General features: G+C 63.6%; 20 protein-coding genes. 8 read left to right on the top strand and 12 right to left on the bottom strand.

Features of this window, described 5'->3' with window-relative positions; all coding sequences use genetic code 11:
- Nucleotides 1–1,155, bottom strand: coding sequence for a toluene efflux RND transporter periplasmic adaptor subunit TtgA (ttgA, locus tag K4A76_RS18455; protein WP_009685610.1), 1,155 nt, complete (start codon nt 1,153–1,155; stop codon nt 1–3).
- A gap of 259 nt (nt 1,156–1,414) precedes the next feature.
- Between ttgA and ttgR the strand changes: the two genes are divergently transcribed.
- Nucleotides 1,415–2,047, top strand: coding sequence for an efflux transport transcriptional regulator TtgR (ttgR, locus tag K4A76_RS18450; protein WP_054912197.1), 633 nt, complete (start codon nt 1,415–1,417; stop codon nt 2,045–2,047).
- Between the two features lie 105 nt (nt 2,048–2,152).
- Here the strand turns inward: ttgR and K4A76_RS18445 are convergent, their stop codons facing one another.
- Nucleotides 2,153–3,604, bottom strand: a complete 1,452-nt coding sequence (locus K4A76_RS18445; RefSeq protein WP_274410881.1) for an MDR family MFS transporter — start codon at nt 3,602–3,604, stop codon at nt 2,153–2,155.
- Between the two features lie 438 nt (nt 3,605–4,042).
- Here K4A76_RS18445 and K4A76_RS18440 point away from each other — a divergent pair, with 438 nt between their 5' ends.
- Nucleotides 4,043–4,912, top strand: coding sequence for an isocitrate lyase/PEP mutase family protein (locus tag K4A76_RS18440; RefSeq protein ID WP_009685607.1), 870 nt, complete (start codon nt 4,043–4,045; stop codon nt 4,910–4,912).
- Between the two features lie 19 nt (nt 4,913–4,931).
- On the opposite strand, the gene K4A76_RS18435 is transcribed toward K4A76_RS18440, so the two are convergent.
- Both K4A76_RS18435 and K4A76_RS18430 read right to left on the bottom strand, forming a co-directional pair.
- Nucleotides 4,932–5,105 carry a hypothetical protein gene (locus K4A76_RS18435; RefSeq protein ID WP_274410880.1) on the bottom strand — a complete coding sequence of 58 codons (174 nt, stop codon included), beginning with the start codon at nt 5,103–5,105 and terminating at the stop codon, nt 4,932–4,934.
- A gap of 72 nt (nt 5,106–5,177) precedes the next feature.
- Nucleotides 5,178–6,092, bottom strand: a complete 915-nt coding sequence (locus tag K4A76_RS18430; RefSeq protein ID WP_054912195.1) for a LysR family transcriptional regulator — start codon at nt 6,090–6,092, stop codon at nt 5,178–5,180.
- A 103-nt stretch (nt 6,093–6,195) separates the two neighbouring features.
- Here K4A76_RS18430 and K4A76_RS18425 point away from each other — a divergent pair, with 103 nt between their 5' ends.
- Together K4A76_RS18425 and K4A76_RS18420 are read left to right on the top strand one after the other, a co-directional pair.
- Nucleotides 6,196–7,071 (top strand): MBL fold metallo-hydrolase, encoded by an 876-nt coding sequence (locus K4A76_RS18425; protein ID WP_274410879.1) that lies wholly within the window; start codon nt 6,196–6,198, stop codon nt 7,069–7,071.
- A 27-nt stretch (nt 7,072–7,098) separates the two neighbouring features.
- Nucleotides 7,099–7,713 carry an NAD(P)-dependent oxidoreductase gene (locus tag K4A76_RS18420; RefSeq protein ID WP_009685604.1) on the top strand — a complete coding sequence of 205 codons (615 nt, stop codon included), beginning with the start codon at nt 7,099–7,101 and terminating at the stop codon, nt 7,711–7,713.
- Between the two features lie 98 nt (nt 7,714–7,811).
- Here the strand turns inward: K4A76_RS18420 and K4A76_RS18415 are convergent, their stop codons facing one another.
- A complete protein-coding gene (locus K4A76_RS18415) occupies nt 7,812–8,687 on the bottom strand; it encodes a LysR substrate-binding domain-containing protein (protein ID WP_274410878.1) in 876 nt (291 codons plus the stop codon).
- A 114-nt stretch (nt 8,688–8,801) separates the two neighbouring features.
- On the opposite strand from K4A76_RS18415, the gene K4A76_RS18410 reads away from it, so the two are divergent.
- Entirely contained in the window at nt 8,802–10,439 is a 1,638-nt protein-coding gene (locus K4A76_RS18410) for a 5-guanidino-2-oxopentanoate decarboxylase (protein ID WP_274410877.1), read from the top strand.
- Between the two features lie 51 nt (nt 10,440–10,490).
- Here the strand turns inward: K4A76_RS18410 and K4A76_RS18405 are convergent, their stop codons facing one another.
- On the bottom strand, nt 10,491–11,411 hold the full coding sequence (locus K4A76_RS18405; protein WP_029884879.1) for an AraC family transcriptional regulator: 921 nt from the start codon (nt 11,409–11,411) through the stop codon (nt 10,491–10,493).
- 201 nt (nt 11,412–11,612) lie between these two features.
- On the opposite strand from K4A76_RS18405, the gene K4A76_RS18400 reads away from it, so the two are divergent.
- Together K4A76_RS18400 and K4A76_RS18395 are read left to right on the top strand one after the other, a co-directional pair.
- On the top strand, nt 11,613–11,906 hold the full coding sequence (locus K4A76_RS18400; protein ID WP_054905633.1) for a putative quinol monooxygenase: 294 nt from the start codon (nt 11,613–11,615) through the stop codon (nt 11,904–11,906).
- Nucleotides 11,907–11,965: 59 nt separating this feature from the next.
- Nucleotides 11,966–12,223 carry a hypothetical protein gene (locus tag K4A76_RS18395; protein ID WP_009683090.1) on the top strand — a complete coding sequence of 86 codons (258 nt, stop codon included), beginning with the start codon at nt 11,966–11,968 and terminating at the stop codon, nt 12,221–12,223.
- On the opposite strand, the gene K4A76_RS18390 is transcribed toward K4A76_RS18395, so the two are convergent.
- The gene (locus tag K4A76_RS18390; protein ID WP_009683089.1) at nt 12,224–12,829 is read right to left on the bottom strand and encodes a flavin reductase family protein; all 606 of its coding nucleotides are present in this window, start codon (nt 12,827–12,829) and stop codon (nt 12,224–12,226) included.
- A 117-nt stretch (nt 12,830–12,946) separates the two neighbouring features.
- Nucleotides 12,947–13,351, bottom strand: a complete 405-nt coding sequence (locus tag K4A76_RS18385) for a heme utilization protein (RefSeq protein WP_274410876.1) — start codon at nt 13,349–13,351, stop codon at nt 12,947–12,949.
- A gap of 340 nt (nt 13,352–13,691) precedes the next feature.
- Here K4A76_RS18385 and K4A76_RS18380 point away from each other — a divergent pair, with 340 nt between their 5' ends.
- Nucleotides 13,692–14,444 (top strand): COG4705 family protein, encoded by a 753-nt coding sequence (locus K4A76_RS18380; RefSeq protein ID WP_274410875.1) that lies wholly within the window; start codon nt 13,692–13,694, stop codon nt 14,442–14,444.
- Nucleotides 14,445–14,609: 165 nt separating this feature from the next.
- Here K4A76_RS18380 and K4A76_RS18375 read toward each other — a convergent pair whose 3' ends face one another.
- The 4 genes from K4A76_RS18375 to bglX all read right to left on the bottom strand — a co-directional run bounded on the left by K4A76_RS18375 (nt 14,610) and on the right by bglX (nt 21,647).
- Entirely contained in the window at nt 14,610–15,929 is a 1,320-nt protein-coding gene (locus K4A76_RS18375) for an MFS transporter (RefSeq protein ID WP_009683086.1), read from the bottom strand.
- A gap of 221 nt (nt 15,930–16,150) precedes the next feature.
- On the bottom strand, nt 16,151–17,482 hold the full coding sequence (locus K4A76_RS18370) for a sigma-54-dependent transcriptional regulator (protein ID WP_274410874.1): 1,332 nt from the start codon (nt 17,480–17,482) through the stop codon (nt 16,151–16,153).
- Nucleotides 17,467–19,233 carry a sensor histidine kinase gene (locus K4A76_RS18365; protein WP_274410873.1) on the bottom strand — a complete coding sequence of 589 codons (1,767 nt, stop codon included), beginning with the start codon at nt 19,231–19,233 and terminating at the stop codon, nt 17,467–17,469. The genes K4A76_RS18370 and K4A76_RS18365 overlap by 16 nt, the downstream gene beginning before the upstream one ends.
- A 122-nt stretch (nt 19,234–19,355) precedes the next feature.
- Entirely contained in the window at nt 19,356–21,647 is a 2,292-nt protein-coding gene (gene bglX / locus K4A76_RS18360; RefSeq protein ID WP_274410872.1) for a beta-glucosidase BglX, read from the bottom strand.
- Nucleotides 21,648–21,677 lie beyond the last annotated feature (30 nt).

The raw sequence follows: 21,677 nt of genomic DNA, 5'->3' as shown, positions 1-21,677 counted from the left end.
TTACTCCGCTTTGGCGTCTGCTTTCGCCGCGTTGGCCTGATCAGGGCTGCCCGGCTTCTTGACGTTGGTGGCTTCGCTGACCTTGACCTCGACGCCAGGGCGCACGTACTGCAGGCCTTCGGTGATCAGGCGGTCACCCGGGTTGAGGCCTTCTTCGATCAGCCAGTCGCTGCCCAGGGTTCGGTTGGCCTTGAGCTGACGCAGTTCGACCTTGTTGTCCTTGTTCACCACCAGCGCGGTTGGCGCACCTTTCAGGTCGCGGGTAACGCCCTGTTGCGGGGCCAGAATGGCGTTGGCGTTGACCCCGGCCTTCAACCGCGCATGCACGAACATACCGGGCAGTAGGGTGTGGTCAGGGTTGGGGAACAGCGCACGCAGGGTCACCGAACCGGTGGTCTCGTCGACTGCGACTTCCGAGAACTCCAGGCGGCCTTCCTGCTTGAACAGGCTGCCGTCTTCGAGCACCAGCTGTACCGAGGCGGCGTTGTCGCCAGCCTTCTGCAACTGGCCGCTTTCCAGGTCGCGGCGCAGCTTGAGCAGCTCGGCAGTGGACTGGGTAACGTCGACGTAGATCGGGTCGAGTTGCTGGATGGTGGCCATGGCGTTGGTCTGGCCGTTGTTCACCAGCGCACCTTCAGTGACCGCTGAGCGGCCGATACGCCCGCTGATAGGGGCCAGCACCTTGGTGTAGCGCAGGTCGATCTGTGCGCTTTTCAGCGATGCTTCTGCTTGCAACCGTTTGGCATTGGCGTCGTCGTATTCCTGCTTCGACACGGCCTGCTCGTCGATCAGTTGCTTGTAACGCTCGGCCAGCGAGCGGGTAGCTTGCAGGTTGGCCTGGGCGTTACCTAGCGCTGCCTCGTACACGGCAGGGTCGATCTGGTAGAGCTGCTGGCCTTCCTTGACGTCGCTGCCTTCCTTGAACAGGCGCTTGAGAATGATGCCATTGACCTGCGGGCGCACTTCGGCAATGCGGTAGGCACTGGTGCGCCCCGGCAATTCCGAGGTCAGGGTGAAAGGTTGTGGCTGGATGGTTACGACGCCGACCTGAGGAGCCTGCGCCGCTGGCGCTGCTTCTTCTTTCTTACAGCCACTGAGCAGTGTTGCCAGGGCGACGGCGGAAACCAGAGCGGTAACGGCTGGCTTGAATTGCATGAGGATCCTCGGGTCGCAGGAGCAGGTAGACGCTCAAGAATAATGGAAGAGTCGAGATCTGGAGAAATTTGCTATCCGGTAGATAAATAGCTTGCTAAGGAATATACTTACATTCATGGTTGTTTGTAAATACCGCTTGGTTGTACCCAGGTACCGCCACAGCCCGTGATTAGCCCCGCCGCGAGGCGCCCTGCAGAGGTGCCCGCGAAATGTTTCCCCGTGCGCAGCGCGCGTTCGGGCCCGATGAGGTTGTACTGCCATGGTCCGTCGAACCAAAGAGGAAGCCCAGGAAACCCGCGCCCAGATCATCGAGGCAGCGGAAAAGGCCTTCTACAAGCGCGGGGTTGCGCGAACCACGCTGGCCGACATCGCCGAGTTGGCGGGGGTGACCCGCGGGGCGATCTACTGGCACTTCAACAACAAGGCCGAACTGGTGCAGGCGTTGCTCGACAGCCTGCATGAAACCCATGACCATTTGGCGCGCGCGAGCGAAAGCGAGGACGAGGTCGACCCGCTGGGCTGCATGCGCAAGCTGCTGTTGCAGGTGTTCAACGAGCTGGTGCTCGATGCCCGAACCCGGCGTATCAATGAGATCCTGCATCACAAGTGCGAGTTCACCGATGACATGTGTGAGATTCGCCAGCAGCGCCAGGCCGCAGTGCTGGATTGCCACAGGGGCATTACCCTGGCCCTGGCCAATGCCGTGCGCCGGGGCCAGTTGCCGGGCGAGCTGGATGTCGAGCGCGCGGCGGTGGCCTTGTTTGCCTATGTCGATGGCCTGATCGGGCGCTGGCTGTTGTTGCCGGACAGCATTGACCTGTTGGCGGATGTCGACAAATGGGTCGATACCGGGCTGGATATGCTGCGCTTGAGCCCGGCGCTGCGCAAATGACTCTTTGTTAAGGATTGTGAGGGAGTGTTTCCGCTTTGTATTAAGAGACGATTAATGCGTGGCGTTCCCTCAGCCAGGCAACGTGCCTGCACCGTGCCCAGGTGCTCAACGGCCGCGCAGTTGCCGGTCCGGTAACGCCACCGCCGCGATCAGCCCTAGCACTGCGACCACCGCGCTGCCCAGCAACAGCTGGCGGAATGTCTGCAGCAACCGCCCTTGGGTGGCCACGTCCACCTCGCCTGCCTTCAAGCTCCCCAGCAACGGGTTACCGAGCAATTCGAAACCGCCCTGGTGCAGCAGTGCCAGCAACAGGCTGGACATGCATGCCACGCCCATGGCCCCGCCCAGCGAGCGGAACAGGTTGGTGGTGCTGGTGGCGACGCCGATGTCCTGGCTGGCCACCGCGCTTTGCGTGGCTACCAGCGAGGTCGGGAACTGCAGGCCACAGGCTATCCCGGTCAACAGCATGAACAGTGCGCTGGGCAACGCCGACTGGGGCGAGGTCAGGGCCATGCCGACGATGGCCAGCGGCATCAATATTGCGCCGGCAAGGATCTGCGGTTTGTAGCGCCCGGTGAGGCTGGTCATGCGCCCACCGGTGAACGCCCCCATGGGCAGCCCCATCACCAGCGGGAGTAGATGCAGGGCGGCGCTGTCGGCCCCTGCACCGGTGATGCCTTGGTAGCGCAAGGGCATGAGCATGGTCAGGGAAATGGACTGGAAGCTGGCGAAGAAGATCACCCCCCAACACAGCACGGCTACCCGATTGCCGAACAGGCCAAGTGGCAGCAACGGTTCCGCGCAGCGGCTTTCGTGGGCAATGAACAAGCCCAGGCCCAGCACGGCGCAGGCGAACAATGCCAGCACGGCCGCGTCGCCCCAGCCATGGCCCTGGCCGACCAGGGTAATGCCCAGCAGCAGGCTGCCCAGGCCGAGAATCAACAGTACAGCGCCAAGGTAGTCGACCTGCGCCTGGCGGCGTTGTACCGGCATGCCCGCCAAGGCTCGCTGAATCGACCACAAGGCCAGCAGCCCCAGCGGCAGGTTGATCCAGAACACGCCGCGCCATGACAGGTATTCGGTCAACCAACCGCCCAGCACGGGCCCGGCGACACTGGCCACGGCATACATGCTGCTGAAGTAGCCCTGATAACGGCCACGCTCGCGGGGCGGTACGAAGTCACCGATGATCGCCTGGCTGACCGAGACCATGCCACCTGCGCCGATACCTTGCAGTACCCGGGCCAGCACCAGTTGCTGCATGTCCTGGGCCAGCGCGCAGGCGATCGAGGCCAGGGTGAACAGGCTGATGCCGGTCAGGATCATGCGCCGTCGGCCATACAGGTCGCCCAGTTTGCCGTAGATGGGCACGGCAATGGTCATGGCGACCATGTAGCCGGAAATGACCCAGGCCAGCAGGCCGACGTCGTTGAACTGGGCCGAGATGGCTGGCAGCGAGACGGCGACAATGGTCTGGTCCAGGGCGCCGAGAAAGATCGCCAGCATCAGGGCGGTGAGCACGTTGCGCAGGGTGGTGGGGGGCAGGGCGGCGGTCACGGGGGTACCTTGGTTATCGGTTTTGGCATCTTCGCGGGCATGCCGGCTCCCACCGGTAAAGCTCAGGCTCGAGCATGAGCCGTATCTGTGGGAGCGGGCGTGCCCGCGAACAGGCCCTCGAATTGTAACCTGAGTTAGGTAGCTTCCTATGTACTAACTGCATCCCCTATGCCGAATCGGCATTGGCGTATTCATCCAGCGCAGCATGGCCGCGTGATATCGTTGGTATGCCACAGGGGCCGAACGCCGCGGCTTGCACCAGCTTGGTGCAACATTATGCCGCAGGTTTCATGGGCCTCTGTCTCCCACACCTTTTATTCCTCTGCCTGCATGCCGAGCATGACCGCCCACATGGCGACGGTTGGAACAGGTCAGGTAGACCCGATTGCAGGGGTCGGTAGTTACCGTTCAAAATTTGCACATAATTGCGGAGTGATCATGCCCAAGGCTTCCCATCAAGATCTGCGTTTTGCCTTCCGCGAGCTGCTCGCTTCAGGTTCCTGTTACCACACCGCCTCGGTGTTCGATCCGATGTCGGCACGCATTGCGGCTGACCTGGGGTTCGAGGTCGGTATCCTCGGCGGCTCGGTCGCCTCGTTGCAGGTGCTGGCTGCGCCGGACTTTGCGCTGATCACCCTCAGTGAGTTCGTCGAGCAGGCCACCCGGATTGGCCGCGTGGCGCAGTTGCCGGTGCTGGCCGACGCCGACCATGGCTATGGCAACGCACTGAACGTGATGCGCACGGTGATCGAGCTGGAGCGCGCCGGGGTGGCTGCCCTGACCATCGAGGACACCCTGCTGCCAGCCCAGTTCGGGCGCAAGTCCACCGACCTGATCCCGGTTGATGAGGGCGTTGGCAAGATCCGGGCGGCATTGGAGGCCCGGGTCGATTCGTCGTTGTCGATCATCGCCCGTACCAATGCTGGCGTGCTCACCACCGAAGAAATCATCGTGCGTACCCAGAGCTACCAGAAGGCCGGTGCCGATGGCATCTGCATGGTGGGCGTTAAGGACTTCGAGCAGCTCGAAAAGATCGCCGAGCACCTGACCGTGCCGCTGATGCTGGTCACCTATGGCAACCCGAACCTGCATGACGACGAGCGCCTGGCGCGCCTGGGCGTGCGCATTGCCGTCGATGGCCACGCGGCGTACTTTGCTGCGATCAAAGCCACCTACGACTGCTTGCGGCTGCAGCGCGGCAAGCAGAACAAGTCGGACAACCTCAGTGCCACCGAACTCTCGCACACCTACACCCAGCCCGAGGACTACATCCGCTGGGCCAAGGAGTACATGAGCGTCGAGGAGTGACCGGCAGGGCGCCGTCAACTCAACGGACGGCGCTCAAGGTGGCAGTGTGAGGCACGCAGTGTGCCTGCTCGCAGCTGGCGGCGGCGCTGGGCTGGCTGCGTAGCAGTTCGGCGCGCCAGCAGGCCGAGCCGTACAGTGCTGCTGCTGCGCTCAGGGCCATGACAAGGGCGACTCTTCTTGATTTGATGCCCATGGTGTTCACCTCCTGGTACAGCGATAGGTGATACCAAGGAGCATAGTCCATGCAGGCTGGCCGGCGATGCCATCATGCCCATGACAGATCGCGGTCCCACTCTGGGTCGTCCTTGAACCGCTCCACCAGAAAATCCAGCATGCTGCGCAAGGTGGCCGGCATGTGCTTGCGCGAGGTGTACACCGCATTCAGGTTCAGCTCGCGCGGCCTGGCGTGTGCCAGCAGCCGCACCAGTTCACCTTTGCGCAGGGCGTCGGCGGCCTGGTAGGTCGGCAACATGGCGATGCCGGCCCCAGCCAGTGCCGCCTTCTGCAAGGTCATTGCCTCATTGGCGCTGATGTTGCCTGCCACCGGCACGCTCACCTGCTGGCCGGCCACGTCGAAGTGCCACAGGCTATGGCCGAAGTAGGCATGGGTCAGGCAGTTGTGCCGGCTCAGTTCCTCGACCTGTTGCGGGGTGCCATGCTCGTGCAGATAGGCGGGTGCCGCACAGACCACTGACCGGCACACGCTCAGCCGCCTGGCAATCAAGTTGGGGTCCAGGTCGTTGCTGGTGCGGATGGCCAGGTCGATGCGCTCGTCTACCAGGTTGACGGTGCGGTCGAGCATCTGCAGTTCAACCTTCACACCGGGGTAACGCTGCACATAAGCCGCGATGGCATCCACCAGTTGGGCCTGGCCGAACGAGGTGCTGACGCTGATGCGCAATGCCCCCTTGGGGGCATCGTCCGGTTGTTGTACTGCGGCCTGCAGGTCACCTGCCAGGTCCAGCAATTGCCGGCAACGGGGCAGGGTTTCCTGGCCGGCGGCCGTCAGGCTGAGCTTGCGTGTGGTGCGTTGCATCAGGCGTGCCCCTACCCAGTCTTCCAGCTCGGCCAGGTAACGCGATACGACCGGACGCGACAGTTGCAGGTGATCCGCGGCCGCTGACTGGCTGCCCAGGTCGACAACGGTGACAAAGACGCGCATGGCGTTCAGACGGTCCATGACTTGCTCGCTTTCAGAAACAAACTATGTCCAAGCATCGCATTTTTTGTTACGGATCGGGCAACTAAGCTGTGGGTCATCGATCTAGCGGAAGGCTTACCCAATGTCCCTGTTCACCCCTCTGCGTGGCCTGCTGCTGGCCTGCGTCACCCTCGCCGGGCCGGCCATGGCCGCCGAGCCTTTGCACCTGGAAGTCTACAACCCCGGCCACGACGCTATTTTCCCGGTGAGCTCGGTAATCGTCAGTGGCGAGCACGATGCGGTGCTGGTCGATGCCCAGTTCGGCAAGGCCCAGGCCGAGCAACTGGTGCAACGCCTGCGGGCGGGTGGCAAGCACCTGACCAGCATCTACATCAGCCACGGTGACCCGGATTACTACTTTGGCCTGGATACCGTGACCCAGGCGTTCCCCGACGCCAAGGTGCTGGCTTCGGCTGCCACGGTTGCGCACATCCGCCAGACCATGGAGGCCAAGCTGGCCTACTGGGGGCCGCAGATGGGGGCCGACAAACCGGCGCGGCTGGTGCTGCCTCAGGTGCTCGAAGGCGACCGCCTGACCCTGGAGGGGCAAGCCCTGGAAGTGGTCGGCCTGGACGGCCCTCAGCCTGACCGCAGTTTCGTCTGGATCCCTTCGATCAAGGCCGTGGTCGGCGGTGTCGTGGTAGCCGAGCACATTCATGTGTGGATGGCGGATACGCAAACGCCCAAGTCCCATGCCGACTGGCTGAGCACACTGGCGCGCATCGAAGCGCTGGCGCCGCGCACGGTCGTCCCGGGCCACTACTTGGGCGATAGCAGCCGTTCGTTGCAGGCCGTGCGTTTCACGGCCAACTACATTCGCGATTTCGACAGCGAGGCCGCCAAGGCGAAAGATGCCGGCGCGCTGATCAAGGCGATGAAGCAGCGTTACCCGGGCCTGGCCGATGAAAGCTCGCTGGAGCTGGGGGCCAAGGTCGCCAAGGGCGAAATGAAGTGGTAATTCCGTTCAATTGATGGAGCGTATGACATGAGCAAGATTGCAATCATCGGCGCCACCGGTCGTGCTGGCAGCCAGTTGCTGGAAGAGGCCCTGCGCCGTGGCCATAACGTGGTGGCGATTGCCCGCGACCCGTCGCAGCTGCAGGGGCGTGACGGGGTGACCATCAAGGCGCTGGATGCCAAGGACGGCACAGCCCTGGAAGCAGCAGTGACAGGTGTGGACGCAGTACTGAGTGCAGCGCACTTCTCCACCATCGAGCCGCAGGCGATCATCGAGCCGGTCAAGCGTGCCGGGGTCAAACGCCTGCTGGTGGTTGGCGGTGCCGCCAGCCTGTTGCTGCCGTCGGGGCAGCGGGTGATCGACAGCCCTGATTTCCCGGAGGCCTACAAGGCCGAGGCCACGGGCGGTGTGCGGTTTCTGGAGGCGTTGCAGGGCGAGCAGGACCTGGATTGGACCTTCCTCTCACCCTCGGCGGAGTTTGTTGAAGGCGAGCGCAGCGGGCACTACACGCTGGGCAAGGACCATCTGCTGATCGCTGCGGATGGCAAGAGCTGGATCACCTTTGCCGACTATGCGATTGCCATGCTGGATGAGCTGGAGAAACCGCAGCATTCGCGGCAGCGGTTCACGGTCGGGTATTGAGTCGCCTGCTTCGCGGGCTCGCCCGCTCCCACAGGTATTGCACAGGTTTCAAATCCTGTGCGTCACCTGTGGGAGCGGGCGAGCCCGCGAACAGGCCTTCACCGGCTGGCCTGGCCCTCCAGCCAGTCCAGCAGCTCCAGCAACCCCGCCGGCAGGTTCCTGGCCTGGCTCACCAGGTAGTAGCCCTTACCGGTCCGCACCTTCAGCGCAAACGGCATGCAAAGCCGCCCGCCGCGCAAGTCATCGCCAATCAGCGACCAATCACCGATAGCCACGCCTGTCCCCTGCGACGCCATGGCCATGGCCATGTCCAGCGTTTCGAAGTGCTGCTTCGGCCCCTGCGCAGCCAGCGTTACCCCAGCCGCCTGCAGCCATAACCGCCAATCATGCTCATCCCGCGAGGGGTGCAGCAACATGTGCCGCGCCAGGTCTTCAACCTGCTGCAAGGGCAGCGGCCCCTCACGCAAAGACGGTGCGCATACCGGCGTCAGTTGCTCATCGAACAGCTTGCGCACCTGCAGCCCGTGGTTCGGTGCCTCGCCATAGACCACCGCTGCATCAAAGCCCTCGCGGCGCAAATCCACGCCATGCTGAACGGTCGTGGTCAGTTCCACCGGTACATCCGGGCGCAGTGCCTGCCACTCCATCAGGCGCGGCAGCAGCCAGCGCATCACGCACGTGGGGGCCTTCAACTGCAGGGTCGTGCTGTGCGCGCCCACTTCACGCACCCCTTGCTCGATCAGCGCAAACACCTGTTGCACCCGTGGCAACCAGTCCTGGCCTTCACGGGTCAGGCTCAAACCGCGGGCCTGGCGCTGGAACAGGGCATAACCCAAGTGCTGCTCCAAGGCGGCGATCTGCCGGCTGACGGCGCCTTGGGTGATGTGCAACTGCTGCCCCGCGCGGGTGAAATTGCAGCACTGGGCGGTGATCAGGAAGGTATGCAAGGCGGGTAGGGGCGGGAGGCGTTTCATCGCAATAAGCCATGACTTCAGGACATGGCTAGTATGTGTTTTTTTGCATTGTGCCGATAGCCGTGGCTTGGGTCCAATAAGCGCATAACCCAACAAGATCGATGGTGAACCCCGATGGCAACCTGCGGCGAAGTGCTGGTCAAACTCCTTGAAGGCTATGGCGTGGACCATGTCTTCGGCATCCCCGGCGTGCATACTGTGGAGCTTTACCGAGGCCTGGCGGGCTCGTCCATTCGCCATATCACCCCGCGCCACGAGCAGGGCGCCGGGTTCATGGCTGACGGCTATGCGCGCACCCGTGGCAAACCCGGGGTGTGCTTCATCATTACCGGCCCGGGCATGACCAACATCGCCACCGCCATGGGCCAGGCCTATGCCGATTCGATTCCGATGCTGGTGATCTCCAGCGTGCAGTCGCGTGACCAGCTGGGCGGTGGCCGTGGCAAGCTGCACGAGTTGCCTGACCAGGCGGCGCTGGTGGCGGGTGTCGCGGCGTTTTCGCACACCCTGATGAATGCAGCCGATCTGCCTCAGGTATTGGCGCGGGCCTTCGCGGTATTCGACAGCGCCCGGCCGCGCCCAGTGCATATCGAGATCCCGCTGGATGTGCTGGTTCAGCCCGCCGACCAACTGTTGCCGGGCCGCCCGGTACGGGGTAACCGTGCAGGGGCTGCACCGCTGGCCGTGGCGCAGATGGCTGAACGCCTGGCCAGCGCGCGGCGGCCATTGATCCTGGCCGGTGGGGGTGCCTTGGCAGCAGGTGCTGCGCTGGCCCGCCTGGCCGAGCACCTGCAGGCACCGGTAGCCCTGACCATCAATGCCAAGGGCTTGCTGCCATCCAGCCACCCGCTGCAGATTGGCTCGACCCAGTCGCTACCGGCTACGCGGGCGCTGGTGGCCGAGGCCGACGTGGTGCTGGCGATCGGTACCGAACTGGCCGAAACCGATTATGACGTGACCTTCAAAGGCGGTTTCGACATCCCGGGGAGCCTGCTGCGCATCGACATCGACCCGGACCAGACCGTGCGCAACTACCTGCCGGAACTGGCACTGGTGGCCGATGCCGAACTGGCTGCCGAAGCGCTGCTGGCGGCCTTGCAGGCGCAGCCGCAGGGGGTACACGACCGCAACTGGGGGCGGGCTCGCGTGACCAGGCTGCGGGAAGCCTTGGCAACCGGCTGGGACCAGCCGACCCTGAGCCAGACACGCTTGTTGACGGCCATCGTGCAGCGCCTGCCCGGTGTTGTGCTGGTGGGCGATTCTACCCAGCCGGTCTACACCGGCAACTTGACCTTGGACATGGACCAGCCGCGCCGCTGGTTCAACGCCTCGACGGGCTACGGCACCCTGGGCTATGCCTTGCCGGCGGCCATGGGTGCCTGGTTGGGCAGTGCCGAGCACGCTGCTGAGCGGGCGCCAGTGGTGTGCCTGATTGGCGATGGCGGCCTGCAATTCACGCTGCCGGAGTTGGCCAGTGCCGTGGAGGCGCAGGTGCCGCTGATCGTGCTGCTGTGGAATAACCAGGGCTACGAAGAGATTAAGAAGTACATGCTCAACCGGGCGATCGAGCCGGTCGGGGTGGATATCCATACCCCGGACTTCATCGGCGTGGCGCGGGCGTTGGGGGCCGCAGCGCAGGGCGTGGCGGATGTGGCGCAATTGCAGGCGGCGCTGGGGCAGGCGGTGGAGCGCAAGGGGCCGACATTGATCCAGGTAGACCAGCACCAGTGGCAGGGCGCGGTTGTCGGTTGAACCTTGAGTCTTGGCTTGCCAGCGATGGGGCCGGTACAGCCACCCTGAACTTCAGCCAGCATTGGCCCGCAACCGAGCCACATCCCGAATGGGCGGCGCGCCGTACAGCCGGCTGTACTCGCGGCTGAACTGCGAAGGGCTTTCATAGCCCACCCGGTAGGCCGCCACCGCCGCCTCGAGCCCGTCGTTGAGCATCAACCGCCGTGCCTCCTGCAGGCGCAGTTGCTTCTGGTACTGCAGCGGGCTCATGGAGGTCACCGCCTTGAAGCGGTGGTGCAAGGTCGAGGTGCTGAGGTTGACCTCACGCGCCAGGTCCTCGATACGCAGTGGCTGTTGGTAGTGGTTGTTGAGCCAGGCGATGGCCTGGCAAACCCGGTGGGTCTGGCTGTTCGCCAAGGCGATTTCGTACAGCCGATAACCCTGCGGCCCACGCAACAGGCGGTAGAGGATCTCACGGCGGACCAGTGGCGCCAGCATGGAGATGTCGCGTGGGCTATCCAGCAGGCGCAGCAACCGCAACAGGGCGTCGAGCAACGCCGCATCGGTTTTGTCCACGTACAGGCCACGGCCCGATGGCTTGTTGGGCACCAGCATCGGGCCGCTTTCGGCGATCAACTGGCTGATCTCGGCCGGGTCCAGGTCCATGCGCAAACCCAGGCTGGGGTGCTCGGGGCTGGCATCGAGCCGCACGCCGCTCAACGGCAGGGTGACCGAAACCACCATGTAGTGCAGTGGATCGTAGGCATACTGCTCGTCACCCAGAAACAGGCTTTTGCTGCCTTGTGCAAGGATGCACAAGGCCGGTTGCGCCAGGGTGGGGACCGAGCGCACATTCTCGGTGTAGCGCACCAGGTACAGATCCGCGATGGCCGACGCCGGGCCGTGGGGCTCGCCGGCATGGCGGGTAATCAGCTCGGCCAGCTCCAGGCGCTGCAGTTCCAGGGTCGGGTCGGTGGGCGTGGCGATGGTCATGATGCTTTCCTCTGCTGACGGTCGCAGCATAGGTTTGGGCAACGGCCGACGCTAGTCGAAAGCTGCACGTCGCTTGCCTGATCCTGCCGCGCCGCAGGATTAGGCAAGCGGCGAGCAGTAATGGCCTAACGTGTCGTGCGAGCGAACCCCTAACCTTGGCAGCCTGGCTTTTTCGTCCGCTTGCTTCAAGGAGATTGTGCAATGGCCCTAAAACAACCGGTCACCCATCTTGCGTTCATTCGTGCCAGCAGCGGGCGCTCGGCGGAGCTTGGCGCGCGCCTGCGTGACCTGCTCGAGCCGTCGCTGCGTGCGCCGGGTTGCCTGAGTTTCAGCGTACAGCGTTCGCAAGCCGACGCTGACCTGTGGCTGCTCAGCGGCAGTTGGCAGGACCAACAGGCCATGAGTGGCTATTTTGCGTCGCCCACGCTGGAGGTGTTTGGTGAGCTGGTGCAGGCGCAGGTGGTCAGCAGCCTGGACTTGCATACATTCGACTGACGGCATGGCCCCTCCCACAGCGCGCGCGCTGGCTGGGGTTTGGGTTAACATGCCGGGCCATGATCAAGCAGGCAGAGAGCAACATGGCACGTAGGGAATTCCCGCAGTTCGAAGCGGTGTCGGCGATGGTGCCGGCCGAAGGTGGTGGCTATCACGCGGCCATCGCAGTCAAAGCCCTGGGTATGGGCGGCGCGCCGCGTTTTCACAAGGTGCTCGACGGCCAGGTGTTCAAGGGCGCCGTGGCCGCCGACGAAGCGGCCACGGCCGAACTGCAGCGCCTGCAAGGCGTTAGCGCTGAGGGTGAGCTGGTCTGGTGATCAGGCTGGCGGGCGGGCCATCTTGAACAGGTTGCCCAGCTCGAAATAGTCCGCCGGGCCACCACCGCGCAAGATAGGTTCGGCTGCCGCGGTATCGTAGATGCCGTTCTTCAGCAGGTGGTCGGCAATGTGCACAGCCACCACTTCCCCAAGAATCAGCCAGCTGGGTACCAGCGCCTGGTCGGCCCGCTTGAGCTGGACGATCTGGCTGACCTTGCACTCGAACGCGACTGGGGTTTCGCCCACGCGCGGCACCTTGACCAGGCTTGACGGTGTGGCGGTGAGGCCGCTCAACTCGAATTCACTGACCTCGGCAGCCACCGGCGCACAGCTCTGGTTCATCTGCTCGGCCAGCGATCGCGTGGCCAGGTTCCAGACGAATTCACCGGTCTGCTCGATATTGTTCAGGCTGTCTTTGCGCCCGACACTGCAGAAACCGATGATTGGCGGGATGTAGTTGAAGGCATTGAAGAAGCTGTAGGGCGCCAGGTTCAAGCGTCCCTCGCGGTCTTGCGAAGAGATCCAGCCGATAGGACGTGGACCGACGATGGCGTTGAAGGGGTCGTGGGGCAGGCCGTGGCCTTTGGCGGGTTCGTAGTAATACATTGTGCTGGGCTTACTGGCCCTACCTCCTGGTAGACAAGAAGCCTAGTGTGCCAAGCCTTTGCTTGCCTGCAAATGATCAAGCCCGGCAAAAGCCGGGCTGGGCGCTCGCAGCAGGGATCAGCTGATGCGGTTGGCGTTGGTGCGGTCGAAGCCGTCTTCAGCAAAGCGTTGGCCGCCAGTGCGGTCGAAGCCGTCTTCAGCGAAGCGTTGGCCGCCAGTGCGGTCGAAGCCGTCTTCGGCGAAGCGTTGGCCGCCGGTGCGATCAAAGCCGTCTTCAGCAAAGCGTTGGCCGCCGGTGCGGTCGAAGCCGTCTTCAGCGAAGCGTTGGCCACCGGTGCGGTCGAAGCCGTCTTCGGCGAAGCGTTGGCCGCCGGTGCGATCGAAGCCGTCTTCAGCGTAGCTGGCCGACTGGGTCTGGGCTGCGGCAAAGGTGTGGGCATTGGTCCGGTCGAAACCATCTTCGGCAAAGGCGCCAGTGGCGAAAACCGACAGGGCCAGGGTGAGGATCAGTTTGTTTTTCATGGTCATTGCTCCAGGGGTTCGTGGGTTGTTTGTTTCCGTGACTTAAATATTACGCCGAATATGCTGATTAAAAAGCGCAAATATACGCACTAAATAATCGACTTATTCGATATTTCAGGGTGCTGTAACCGTCGTATAGGCGTTTGCCTGGCCGGGCACGGGTTGGTGCATGCACCCTTCATCAGTCAGCCCGTGCAGGCTGAAGGGTGGTAATTAATAGGGCGTTAAGAAGAAAACTCGGGGCAGGGCACCGATGAACGTTTTTTTCATCGCTCGCCAACCTATTTTTCAGGCCATGCTCAGCACCATCGCCGCACTTATGAACTGGAGCGGCACAGCAATGAACAAACTTCCGCAAATCACCCTGGCCTTCTGGGTCATGAAGATCTGCGCTACCACCCTGGGGGAAACGGCAGGTGACTTGCTGTCGATGACCCTGAATATCGGTTATGCACTGAGTTCGCTGCTGTTGATCAGCGTGTTCCTGCTAACCCTGCTCGGCCAGTTGTGCGCACGCCGCTACCACCCGATGCTGTATTGGCTGGTGATCCTCTCCACCAGCACCGCCGGCACCACGATGTCCGACTTCATGGACCGTACCCTGGGCCTGGGCTATGCCACCGGTTCGGCCCTGCTGATCGGCATCCTGCTGCTGACCTTCCTGGCCTGGCGCCTGAGCGGCAACCCACTGGATGTCACCCGTATCAAGAACCGCAGCGCCGAGCTGTTCTACTGGGTGGCGATCCTGTTCTCCAATACCTTGGGTACCGCTCTGGGCGACTACCTGGCCGATGATTCGGGGCTGGGCTTCGCAGGCGGTGCGTTGTTGATTGGTAGCGCTATTGCCCTAGTAGTGGTGGCCCGCTACTGGACCCGCATTCCCGGCGTGGTGCTGTTCTGGGTTGCATTTGTGCTCACCCGTCCATTTGGCGCCACCTTGGGCGACTTCCTGACCAAGCCTCATGCGAAGGGCGGGCTGGACTTCGGCACGGTCGGTTCATCGGCCGTGCTGGGTGGCGTGCTGCTGGTACTGGTACTGATGGCCAGCTGGTACCAGCGTCGTGAACCGCGTCAGGCGCTGGAAATGTCCTGAATGTTGATGCGGTAACGGGTCAATGCTTTCACGCTTGCCCAGTAAATGGCCTTTCATACCCATCCCATGAGCCGAATAGCTCAGCTAATCGGCTCATGGGAGATTAGGGGGCATAAAAAAAGGCGCCCTGCACGTTGGGCGCCCTTGCAGAACGGCCTTACCGGGTCACTCGGTGGTGATACGTGAGTGCTGTTTGGTGTCCTTCATCGTCGCGTACACCAGCAGCGAGCAGGCGATACAGGCAGTGACGTACCAATAGAAGCCGCTTTCCATGCCCGCGCTCTTGAACCACAGCGCCACGTACTCGGCGGTGCCGCCGAAGATCGAAACGGTCAGTGCGTAGGGCAGGCCCACGCCAAGGGCGCGGATTTCGGTCGGGAACAGTTCAGCTTTGACCACGGCGTTGATCGAGGTGTAGCCACTGACGATGATCAGCGCTGCCATGATCAGGAAGAACGCCCCCCACCAGGTCTGGATGGTATGCAGGGTGCTGAGGATCGGCACGGTGAACAAGGTGCCCAGTACACCGAAGGCGATCAGGATCGGGCGCCGGCCGATCTTGTCGGACAGGCCACCGATCACAGGCTGCAGGCACATGAACAGGAACAACGTGGCGGCCGAGATCGTGGTCGAGTCGCTGATGCTCATGCCCACGGTATTGACCAGGTACTTCTGCATGTAGGTGGTGTAGGTGTAGAAGGCCAGGGTACCGCCCATGGTCAGGCCAACCACGGTCATCAGTTCCTTGGGGTGGCGCAGCAGGGTGCGCATCAGGCTTTCCTTGGCTTTTTCCTTCTTGGTGAACGAGGCGGTTTCTTCCATGCCACGGCGCAGGTACAGCGCGACCACGGCGCACAGCGCACCGATCACGAAGGGGACGCGCCAGCCCCAGGCATACAGCTGCTCGGTGGTCAGGGTCTGTTGCAGGACGATCAGCACTGCCAGGGCGATGAGCTGGCCGGAGATGAGGGTCACGTACTGGAAGCTGGAGAAGAAGCCGCGGCGGTCCTTGCTGGCCATTTCGCTGAGGTAGGTTGCCGAGGTGCCGTATTCGCCCCCCACCGACAGGCCCTGCATCAGGCGGGCGATGACCAGCAGGACCGGTGCGGCGAAGCCGATGGTTTCATAGCCAGGCGTCAGGGCGATGACCAGCGAGCCGGCGCACATCAGCAGTACCGAGGCCATCAGCGCGGCCTTGCGGCCTTTGCGGTCGGCGTAAAGGCCCATCAGCCAGCCGCCGATCGGGCGCATCAAAAAGCCAACGGCGAAAATCGCGGCGGTGTTGAGCAGTTGTGCAGTGGAGTCGCCGGCCGGGAAGAAGGCCTTGGCGAAATACAGCGAGAATGCGGCGTAGACGTACCAGTCGTACCATTCGACCATGTTGCCGATGGACCCGCTGAAGATCGACTTCAGGCGGCTGGCGGTAGTTTTTTCTGCGGCAGGCGCAGCGGCCGCCCCAGCGGGCAGGGAGGTGGCGTTATCCATCAGGGATACCTTCTCGTTGTTGTTGTGGAGCGCGCCTGGGCGCAGCTGACACGAGCATTTGCAGAAGGTGTGCCAAACCGGGGCGGGCCGACCCAAACCGGGGCAATAGGCCGCTTTGCGGGCATTTCGCCGGCCGCGCGCCTGCGAGCCGGGCGCTGAAAGCGCTGTGCATGGGCGGTATTTTGCCTATCGCCGGGCAGTGATAGGCGGAATTCCGCTTATCAGCGGCCCGTAAAATCGTCCCGCGACAACCCGTGCCGCTGCATCTTTTCGTTCAGCGTTCGCCGCGGCAGTTGCAACGCCTCCATCACCGTACTGATCGCGCCCCCATGCTGGCGCAAAGCCGCACGCAGGCACTGGGCCTCGAACGCTTCCATCTGCTCGCTCAGCGATTGCCCGGCAGGGGCCACCGCGGTACCCGGTGAACCCAGGCCCAATGCGTGCCGCTCTGCCGCATTGGCCAGCTCGCGCACGTTACCTGGCCAGTCATGCGCCAGCAGTTGTGCCAGTTGCGCACCCGACAGCGGCGGCGCAGCGCGGCCAAGCCGGTCGGCAGCAGCGCGGGCGAAGTGGTCGAACAGCAGCGGAATGTCTTCGCGCCGTTCGCGCAAAGGCGCCAGGCGCAACTCGGCAACGTTCAGGCGGTAGGCAAGGTCTTCACGGAAGCGCCCGGCACGGGCCTCCTCCAGCAAGTCGGGCTTGGTTGCGGCGATGATGCGCAGGTCAACGTTGATACTCTGGTTCGCCCCCAGGCGCTCGAGCTTCTGCTCCTGGATCACCCGCAGCAATTTGGCCTGCTGGGCCAGCGGCATGCTTTCGATCTCATCGAGAAACACCGTGCCGCCGTTGGCATATTCCAGCTTGCCGACGCGCTTGCCCTGGGCACCGGTGAAGGCGCCGCTCTCATGGCCGAACAGCTCGGCCTCGAACAATGCCTCAGGAATGGCCGCACAATTGAGCGCCACGAATGGCTTGGCCGCGCGTGGCCCGAAATCGTGGAGGCAGCGGGCTACACGTTCTTTGCCGCTGCCTGTCTCACCGCGGATCAGCACATTGACCGGCAGGCTGGCCAGGTCCAGCACCTGCCGCCGCAGCAGTTGCAGGCCCTGGGACATGCCCAGCAGCGTGCCTTCCAGGCGTGACTTGAGGTCGGCCTGCTCGTGCAGGCGGCGGTTCTCAAGCACCAACTGGCGTTTTTCCAGAGCCCGCCGCAGGCTGCCCATCAGATGTTGCGGGGTGAAGGGTTTTTCCAGGAAGTCGTAGGCCCCATTGCGCATGGCCTCCACGGCCATGGGGACATCGCCGTGGCCGGTCAGCAGGATCACTGGCAGGTCGGGGTCGTCCGCCTGCAGGCGTTCGAGCAGCTGCAGGCCACCCATGCCGGGCATGCGCACATCGCTGATGATCACACCCGGGAAGTGCTTCGGCAGCTGGCTCAGGCAGTCTTCGGCGCGGGCAAACAGCTGCACGTTGAAACCCGACAGGCTCAGCCATTGCTCGACTGCTGTGCGGATACTGGCTTCATCGTCGATGACGATCACTGAATTGAACATGCAGGCTCCAGGTCTTGGGGCAGGGTAAGGCTCAGGCGCGCACCGCCAGACAGGTTCTCGGCCTGCAGCTGGCCGCCGACCTCATGGACGATACCGTAGGAGATCGCCAGGCCAAGGCCCAGCCCTTCGCCCACGGGCTTGGTGGTGAAGAAGGGGTCGAAGACCTTGGCCAGGTCGGCCTCGGCTATGCCGCCACCGGAGTCGAGCACACTCAGGCGCCAGCGTTGGCCATCGGCTTCGATGCGTATTTCCAGGCGCTTGTAGCGTTTGTCGGCCATGGCGTCGAGGGCGTTGCGCAACAGGTTGATCAGTACCTGTTCCAGGCGGATGGCATCGCCCCGTACCCAGGCCGGGCGTGCGAGGTACAGCGCGACCTCGACCTCTTCGCTGCGGATACGCGTTTCCAGCAGGTGCAGTGCCTGATCGACCACGGTGGCCAGGTCCAGGCGCTCGCGCAAGCCCATCGGGCTGTTACGGGCGAAGGTCTTGAGGTGACTGGTGAGCGCGGCCATGCGCGTGAGCATCTGCTCCAGCGGCTCGAGTGCCTGCCGCGCTTCGGCAGGCCGGCCATTGTCGAGCAGCAGGCGCACGGTTTCCAGTTGCATGCGCTGGGTCGTCAGCGGTTGGTTGATTTCGTGGGCCATGGCCGCCGACATCTGGCCCAGCGCGGCCAGTTTGGCGGATTGCACCAGGCCCTCCTGGGCGGTACGCAGCTCGCGGGTACGTTCCTCGACCTGGCGCTTGAGCTCTTCCCGGCTGCGCTGGCGCAGCCGTGCCAGGCGCAGGCGCTGGCTGATGAACAACGCCGCGAACACCAGGCTCAACCATACGGCAGCAGCGCCGAGTGCGGCGTTGCGGCCGTCTGCCGCCACCTGCGGCTTGCGCAGCAGGTGCAAGGTCCAGCCTTCGCCTGCCAGCGGCAGGCTTTCCCACAGGTACTCGGCGCTGCCGTCGGGGCCTTGCACGCGGCTGAGGGTGCTGTTGGCAGCGAAGCGCGTGAGCACCTGATGGTGCAGCGGCACCAGCGGCTGCTTGTCGTACTGGCGTGTTTCGGCGAGTTCGGCACGGTCGGCGCCGCTCAGTGGCTGCAGCTCGCGGTAGCGCCAGCCGTCCTGGTTGGCAATGAAGGTGATGCCGCGGGCATCGCTGACCAGCAGGATATCGCTGCCCTGGCGCCATTCGCGTTCCAGCTCCGGGAACTCCAGCTTGACCACCATGGCGCCGAGAAAACGGCCATGTTCGTCGTTGACTGCGCTGGCCAGAAAGTACCCCGGTACCCCGCTGGTCACGCCAACGGCATAGAAGCGGCCCGTACCCTGGCTGCGGGTTTGCTTGAAGTAGGGCCGAAAGCCGTAGTTGGAGCCGACGTAGGTGCTGGGTAGCCGCCAGTTGCTGGCTGCCACGGCCAGGCCGGTGCGGTCGAGCAGTTCGAGGGTCGAAGAGTTGGCCGCACCGTTGATACGTTCGAGCTTGCGGTTCAAGGCGCCTTGCACCGTCTCGCTGACCGGGCCGCGCAGGGCGTCGATCAGTTCCGGGTCGAGCGCCAGCACGGCCGGCAGGGCCCGGTAGCGGTCGATCAGCGTATGCAGGGTATTGGCGTACAAGCCCAGTTGCTGGTGGGCACGTTGTGCGTCGTTTTCCATGGCCTGGCGCTTGGCCTGGTGCATCGCCCAACCGGCACTGAGGGCAGTGCCTAGCAGGATCAGCAGGGTAATCAGCCCCAGCCGCAGGGCGCGAAAGGAAAAGGGCATGGCGCGGATCCGGGTCATTGGGACATCGGGGCTGGCCCTTACCCGGGCTTGCCCGCCCCCACGTGTGAGTACCTGTGGGAGCGGGCAAGCCCGCGAAAGGGCCGGTACAGGCGACCGTTCAGTTACAGCAATTCAAAGCTCTGCTGCTGCACCGCCTGGGAGTCGAGCCCGACCTGGACATTGAATTCCCCGGGCTCGGCAACCCGCTGCAACTGGCCATTGTAGAACTTCAGGTCTTCCTCGCTGATGCGGAAGCTCAAGGTGCGCGTCTCACCGGGCTTGAGCATCAGTTTCTGGAAGTTCTTCAGCTCTTTGACCGGCCGGCTCATCGATGCCGAGACATCCTGCAGGTACAACTGCACCACGGTCTCGCCTGCCAGCTTGCCGGTGTTCTTCACCGTGACCTTGGCTTGCAGCGTATCGCCGCGCTTGAGGTTGTTGGCCGACAGCGTCAGGCCCGACAGCTCGAAGCTGCTGTAGCTCAGGCCGTAGCCGAACGGGTACAGCGGGCCGTTGGGCTCTTCGAAGTACTGCGAGGTGTAGTTGCCGGGTTTGCCTGGCGTGAACGGCCGGCCGATACGGGTGTGGTTGTAGTACATCGGGATCTGCCCGACCGACCTCGGGAAGGTGATGGCCAGCTTGCCGGACGGGTTGTAGTCACCGAACAGCACGTCGGCAATGGCATTGCCGCCTTCGGTGCCGGCGAACCAGGTTTCGAGAATGGCATCGGCCTGTTCACGTTCCCAGCTGATCGACAGCGGGCGGCCGTTCATCAGCACCAGTACCAGTGGCTTGCCGGTCGCCTTCAAGGCCTTGATCAGTTCACGCTGGCTGGCAGGAATTTCCAGGGTGGTGCGGCTCGACGATTCGTGGGACATGCCGCGGGACTCGCCAACCACGGCCACTACCACGTCGGCTTGTTGCGCAGCCTTGACCGCTTCATCGATGAGCACCGCAGGGGGGCGCGGATCGTCGACGATTTCCGGGGCGTCGAAGTTGAGGAAATTCAGGTAATCGAGGATGGCCTTGTCGCCGGTGATGTTGGAGCCTTTGGCGTAGACCAGTTTGGCCTTGCCTTCCACGGCGCGGCGCAGGCCTTCGCGCACGGTGACCGAATGCGCCGGTTTGCCGTCGGCGGCCCAGCTGCCCATCATGTCGATCGGGGCATCGGCCAGGGGCCCGACCAGCGCGAGGGTGCCGGTTTTTTTCAGCGGCAGGGTCTGGTTGTGGTTTTCCAGCAGCACCAGGCTACGACGCGCCACGTCACGGGCGGCTTCGCGGTGCAGACGGTCGCTGCTGTAGTAGTCTTTCAGGTCGGTTTCGGCCTTGCCGATGCGCACGTACGGGTCCTTGAACAGGCCCATGTCGTATTTGGCCCCCAGCACTTCGCGCACGGCCTGGTCCAGTTCGTGCTGGGTCACCTCGCCAGACTTCAGCAGGCCTGGCAGTTCCTGGCCGTACAGGGTGTCGTTCATGCTCATGTCGATGCCGGCCTTGATAGCCAGCTTGGCGGCTTCGCGGCCGTCGCGGGCGACGCCATGGCGGATCAGTTCCTGGATGGCGCCGTGGTCGCTGATGGTCACCCCCTTGAAGCCCCACTCCTTGCGCAGCAGGTCGTTCATCAGCCAGGTGTTGGAGGTGGCCGGCACACCGTTGATCGAGTTCAGCGCCACCATGACGCCCCCGGCACCGGCATCAAGTGCGGCGCGGTAGGGCGGCAAGTAATCGTTGTACATTTTCGGCAGGCTCATATCGACCGTGTTGTAGTCGCGCCCGCCTTCTACCGCACCGTACAACGCAAAGTGCTTGACGATGGCCATGATGCTGTCGGGGTTGGCCGGGCTGCTGCCCTGGAACGAGCGCACCATGACCTGGCCGATCTTCGAGGTCAGGTAGGTATCCTCGCCGAAACCTTCACTGGTGCGGCCCCAGCGGGGGTCGCGGGCAATATCGACCATGGGGGCGAAGGTCATGTCCAGGGCGTCGGCCGAGGCTTCGATGGCGGCGGTGCGGCCCACTTTGGCCACCGCGTCCATGTCCCAGGTGGCGGCCATGCCCAGGCCGATCGGGAAAATCGTGCGCTCGCCGTGGACGGTGTCGTAGGCGAAGAACATCGGGATTTTCAGGCGGCTGCGCATGGCCGCATCCTGCATCGGCCGGTTTTCCGGCGCGGTGCGGGAATTGAAGGTACCGCCAATTCGGCCAGCGGCGATTTCCTCGCGAATCTTGTCGCGCGGCATTTCCGGGCCGATGCTGATCAGGCGCAGTTGGCCGATTTTCTCGGCTTCGGTCATCTGGCTGATCAGATGGTCGATGAAGGCCTGCTTGTCTTGCAGGGGCGGGGCGGAGGTGGCGGCGAGGGCCGCCTGACTGGCAAGGCCCATGGCCAGGCCCAGCAAAGACAGTTTCATCATCAGTTCCGTTGTGGGGCCTCTGCCGTATCC

It is taken from the genome of Pseudomonas sp. NEEL19 (assembly GCF_028751975.1).
Taxonomy (GTDB): Bacteria; Pseudomonadota; Gammaproteobacteria; order Pseudomonadales; family Pseudomonadaceae; genus Aquipseudomonas; species Aquipseudomonas juntendi.
This window is presented reverse-complemented; position numbering and strand designations above follow the sequence as displayed.

Coding starts and splice junctions, on each gene's coding strand:
- ttgA (WP_009685610.1), bottom strand. CDS start 1,155: ATGCAATTCAAGCCAGCCGTTACCGCTCTGGTTTCCGCCGTCGCCCTG.
- K4A76_RS18440 (WP_009685607.1), top strand. CDS start 4,043: ATGCCCAAGGCTTCCCATCAAGATCTGCGTTTTGCCTTCCGCGAGCTG.
- K4A76_RS18380 (WP_274410875.1), top strand. CDS start 13,692: ATGAACAAACTTCCGCAAATCACCCTGGCCTTCTGGGTCATGAAGATC.
- K4A76_RS18385 (WP_274410876.1), bottom strand. CDS start 13,351: ATGAAAAACAAACTGATCCTCACCCTGGCCCTGTCGGTTTTCGCCACT.
- K4A76_RS18365 (WP_274410873.1), bottom strand. CDS start 19,233: ATGCCCTTTTCCTTTCGCGCCCTGCGGCTGGGGCTGATTACCCTGCTG.
- K4A76_RS18425 (WP_274410879.1), top strand. CDS start 6,196: ATGTCCCTGTTCACCCCTCTGCGTGGCCTGCTGCTGGCCTGCGTCACC.
- K4A76_RS18430 (WP_054912195.1), bottom strand. CDS start 6,092: ATGGACCGTCTGAACGCCATGCGCGTCTTTGTCACCGTTGTCGACCTG.
- K4A76_RS18395 (WP_009683090.1), top strand. CDS start 11,966: ATGATCAAGCAGGCAGAGAGCAACATGGCACGTAGGGAATTCCCGCAG.
- K4A76_RS18400 (WP_054905633.1), top strand. CDS start 11,613: ATGGCCCTAAAACAACCGGTCACCCATCTTGCGTTCATTCGTGCCAGC.
- ttgR (WP_054912197.1), top strand. CDS start 1,415: ATGGTCCGTCGAACCAAAGAGGAAGCCCAGGAAACCCGCGCCCAGATC.
- K4A76_RS18420 (WP_009685604.1), top strand. CDS start 7,099: ATGAGCAAGATTGCAATCATCGGCGCCACCGGTCGTGCTGGCAGCCAG.
- K4A76_RS18415 (WP_274410878.1), bottom strand. CDS start 8,687: ATGAAACGCCTCCCGCCCCTACCCGCCTTGCATACCTTCCTGATCACC.
- K4A76_RS18405 (WP_029884879.1), bottom strand. CDS start 11,411: ATGACCATCGCCACGCCCACCGACCCGACCCTGGAACTGCAGCGCCTG.
- K4A76_RS18370 (WP_274410874.1), bottom strand. CDS start 17,482: ATGTTCAATTCAGTGATCGTCATCGACGATGAAGCCAGTATCCGCACA.
- K4A76_RS18410 (WP_274410877.1), top strand. CDS start 8,802: ATGGCAACCTGCGGCGAAGTGCTGGTCAAACTCCTTGAAGGCTATGGC.
- K4A76_RS18435 (WP_274410880.1), bottom strand. CDS start 5,105: ATGGGCATCAAATCAAGAAGAGTCGCCCTTGTCATGGCCCTGAGCGCA.
- K4A76_RS18390 (WP_009683089.1), bottom strand. CDS start 12,829: ATGTATTACTACGAACCCGCCAAAGGCCACGGCCTGCCCCACGACCCC.
- bglX (WP_274410872.1), bottom strand. CDS start 21,647: ATGATGAAACTGTCTTTGCTGGGCCTGGCCATGGGCCTTGCCAGTCAG.
- K4A76_RS18375 (WP_009683086.1), bottom strand. CDS start 15,929: ATGGATAACGCCACCTCCCTGCCCGCTGGGGCGGCCGCTGCGCCTGCC.